The organism is Spiroplasma endosymbiont of Megaselia nigra (genome assembly GCF_003987485.1).
In the GTDB taxonomy this organism is placed as follows: domain Bacteria; phylum Bacillota_I; class Bacilli_A; order Mycoplasmatales; family Mycoplasmataceae; genus Spiroplasma.
On record NZ_RCOO01000189.1, the window covers coordinates 1 to 2,060 of the forward strand.

4 protein-coding genes are annotated in these 2,060 nt (G+C 23.6%); 1 reads left to right on the top strand and 3 read right to left on the bottom strand.

Annotated elements, in window-relative coordinates:
- A partial coding sequence (locus D9R21_RS07450; RefSeq protein ID WP_158613944.1) for a hypothetical protein occupies nt 1–382 on the top strand: 382 nt, incomplete at its 5' end.
- Between the two features lie 46 nt (nt 383–428).
- On the opposite strand, the gene D9R21_RS08565 is transcribed toward D9R21_RS07450, so the two are convergent.
- The 3 genes from D9R21_RS08565 to D9R21_RS05970 are packed head-to-tail and all read right to left on the bottom strand — an operon-like array spanning nt 429 to nt 1,610.
- Complete coding sequence (locus D9R21_RS08565) at nt 429–551, bottom strand: hypothetical protein (protein WP_255416628.1); 123 nt, start codon at nt 549–551, stop codon at nt 429–431.
- 17 nt (nt 552–568) lie between these two features.
- Entirely contained in the window at nt 569–1,351 is a 783-nt protein-coding gene (locus tag D9R21_RS05965) for a ParA family protein (protein WP_158613945.1), read from the bottom strand.
- Nucleotides 1,338–1,610, bottom strand: coding sequence for a hypothetical protein (locus tag D9R21_RS05970; RefSeq protein ID WP_126821483.1), 273 nt, complete (start codon nt 1,608–1,610; stop codon nt 1,338–1,340). The genes D9R21_RS05965 and D9R21_RS05970 overlap by 14 nt, the downstream gene beginning before the upstream one ends.
- Nucleotides 1,611–2,060: the final 450 nt, after the last annotated feature.

Consider the following 2,060-nt stretch of genomic DNA (forward strand, 5'->3'; position numbering starts at 1 on the left):
AATTAATACATTTGATAAATTTGATGGTTTTGAATATGCTACATTTCATTATGATATTAATGCCCACGACTTTATGCAAAAATTACAAGAAGATATTTATCCTTATTTAGGATATAAAATTAAAATGTTTAAAGCCAAAAAACATCAAACATCACTAAATAAAGAAGCAGGTATAATTAATCGTGTAACATGAATAAGAAAAATGTTTGTTCAAGGAAAAATATATGGCATATTAGATAACTTTCCATTTTTAGATAAGTGCATTAGTGAATTAAGATTTAGTGATACCAAAACAAATACACCTGATAGTAAAATGTACCATGACCCATACGATGCTTTGTTTTATGGTTCTTATCCGTATCGTTTTAAAATGGGAATATAAAAAAATTTCTTTTAATTAAAAGAAATTTTAATCTTTTAGTATTAAATTATTTTCCACATTTTCTATCGCCGTCATTGATAGTAAACCATTTATCATCTATCTTTTGAATCACAAAACTACAATTTTCACATTTACTTAAATCTTCATCTAAACTTATTAATTTATGCATAATATTCTTATCTTCCTTTATTTGATTTCCTTGATGAGTTCTTCGTATGCTTGTTTTTGCCGTCAATAATACGGGTTTTCCCAAATACTACTTAAATCATTTTCAACAACTTTAAAAGTGTCTGAATAATAAAAAACAGTATTTATAATATTTTCAATTAAATTATTTTCAATTAAATTATTTCTTATACTATTAATGTTATGATTATCTTTTACTTGATTAAAAATAATTTTAAATGGCAGTATTTCTTTTTTTATCTTTTTTGCAAAATGATTTAAGGTATTTTTCAAATCAATTATTCCTTTTATACTATTTAAACCATCATTTGTTGGAACAACAATTAAATCACTTATTAATAAAAAACTAATTGCTAATTCTTGTATTGTTGGTGGATAATCAATCAATACATAATCATAACTATCAAATATGTCTTTATTTTTTTCATATACTAAATCACTTATTAGTAATCTTTCTTGTTCATCATAAGATGAATTTAAAATAACATTACTGTTTGTTAGAGTTTCATTACCCATTATAATATCAATATTTTTATATTTTGTTTCTTTTATTACATTATTAACTTTAATAATATTTAATAAATTTTTGGTCGCTATTAAATCAAGTATACAATTTTCATTACTTATATTTTTTGTTGCAGTTTGCAAAGTTAAGGTTGCTTGGGGGTCAAGGTCAATCAATAATACCTTTGCCCCATCAAGGGCTAACTTATAAGCAACATTTTTGCATAATGTTGTTTTACCAACACCACCTTTTTTGTTACAAAAACTAATCATCTTCATTTTGTATATTTTCCCTTCCGTATCGTTCTTTAAGAATTTCATTCATAAGAGTTGTCTTACTCCATTTTTTTCTTTTTGCTTCAGTATTAAAATTATCTATTAATCAATCTTCTATTGTTAAAGTTGGCAATTGTTTTTTTCTCTTTGTTTGAGGAATATTATTTATTGTTTTATTATATGATGTAAAATTATTGATATTAATATCTTTGTTATTATTATCTTTTAATATATGCAAAATATTTTTTTTATTTTGAGGCACATTTATTTCCCTTTCTTTTTATATAACTTACACTATTAACATTATTTAAAGTGTTGTATAAAGTGTAACAAAAAAACAATAATTTATCAATCATTTTTTAATAAATAGTGTAAAAAGTGTAAATAATGTTAATAGTGTAATACTAAATATTAAACGCCACACTTTCTTATAACATTCCCTGTGAAAGTATCTTTCGATGCGTTACAGACGATATTTTAACAACAAGCAACAAAAAATCCTTATTTTATAAGGAATTATTAACTGTGTTTGCTATTTAAAATATAAAAAATAATTTTTGGGCGAGCGGTTGATTTTCTGAAATTTTGTGATAAAATGACTTACAAGTTAAAAAAAGTTTTGAGGTTCTTTCAAACAAATTTGGGAACCTTTATAAAATTCTTCGCTTAACGCTTAGAATTTTTCCCAAGTATTTTGAAAAGCGCGGCAAAA